At 57.4% G+C, this 1445-nt stretch carries 1 protein-coding gene; it reads left to right on the top strand.

All coding sequences use genetic code 11. From position 1 onward, the window contains the following. Positions 1-1425, top strand: a 1425-nt coding sequence (locus tag D5S03_RS05415; protein ID WP_287042918.1) for an ATP-binding protein, incomplete at its 5' end; no start/stop codon positions are given. Between the last annotated feature and the right edge of the window lie 20 nt (positions 1426-1445).

Here is a 1445-nt window from a genome sequence, read left to right as displayed (position 1 = left end):
GACCTGTCCAAGGTAGAGGCGGGCAAGCTGGACCTGGTTCACGAAGATTTTTCCCTGAGATCCTTAGTCAGGCGGGTGCTTGGCCTGTATTCCATCCAGGCCCGGAACCAGGGCATTGCGCTCAAGGTGGATGCAGATTCCCGGCTTCCGGAATATGTCCGCGGGGATGCCCACCGCCTGGAGCAGGTCCTGCGCAACCTGGTGAGCAATGCAGTCAAGTTTACCCAGGCAGGGCATGTGCTCATCCGGGTCAAAGCCATGGACATGGATGAGCACAAGGCCACTGTAGAGTTTCAGGTGGAGGACAGCGGCGAAGGGATTTCCGGGGAGTTTTTGCCCAGGCTTTTCGACAGCTTTACCCAGGCGGATATAACCTACGGCAAGAAGCACCAGGGAAGCGGACTGGGTCTGGCCATATCCCAGAGACTGGTTCAGATGATGGGCGGGGAGATCCAGGTGCAAAGCACGCCGGGCCGGGGAAGCGTATTTTCGTTTGCTCTGACCCTGGGGATCAGCAGTGTGGAAGACAAGAAGGCAAAAGAGCTGGAAGACCGGGCCGCCGATGCTGGTATTTCCAGTCCTTTGTCCATCCTGGTGGTGGAGGATGTAGAGCTTAACCGGGAATACATGGGCTATCTCCTGGAAAGCAGGGGACACAGGGTACAGTTCGCCTCCAACGGTGAAGAAGCAGTAAGTGCCTTTGAACCGGGCAGATTCGACCTGATTCTCATGGACATCCAGATGCCCGGCATAGACGGGCTGGAGGCCACCAGGAGAATCAGGAGCATGGAGGGGGAAAGGCTTGGAGAAAGGGGCATGGAGCATGGGGCAAGAGGTGGGACGCCGGATGCCGGGTCCCGGGACTCGGCCAGGGTTCCCATTATCGCCCTGACAGCCTATGCCATGCCCGGAGACAGGGAGAAGTTTCTGGGAGAAGGCATGGACGGGTATGTTTCCAAGCCTGTGGATCCATCAAAGCTTCTGCAGGAGATATCCTCCCTGGCGGTCCCGGGAGGCGGCGGGGTTCTTCAGGGAGATCAGTCCGGGACTCAGGAGCCGGAAACGAAAAAAGGGGACATGGTCCCGGATTTTATAAGCAGGGAAGACCTGGATAAGCGCTATGCCGGGCACGTGGATTTCTGGTCCGGGATGTTTCAGCGTTTTTTGCAGGATGAACTGCAGCAATACAGGGATAACCTCCAGGATGCTGTGGACAGGCAGGACATGGATGCAGTCTCCAGCCTGGGGCACAAGCTGAAAGGGGCCCTGGGCACCCTGTGTGTTGCCGGGGCGGCACAAAAGTCCAGTGAGCTGGATCTGGCAGCCAGAGAAAAGGATCTGGAAGGGGTCAGCCGGGCCTGGGAAGAGCTTTTGCAGGAACTGCATAAACTCCTGGAATACCGGGACCAGGGTAATCAAGACTAACTTATCACTACAGCGAAACT

It is taken from the genome of Desulfonatronospira sp. MSAO_Bac3, from assembly GCF_003838035.1.
Taxonomy (GTDB): domain Bacteria; phylum Desulfobacterota; class Desulfovibrionia; order Desulfovibrionales; family Desulfonatronovibrionaceae; genus Desulfonatronospira; species Desulfonatronospira thiodismutans.
The sequence above is the reverse complement of the archived record's forward strand: the minus strand, read 5'-3'. Positions and strand labels throughout refer to the sequence as shown.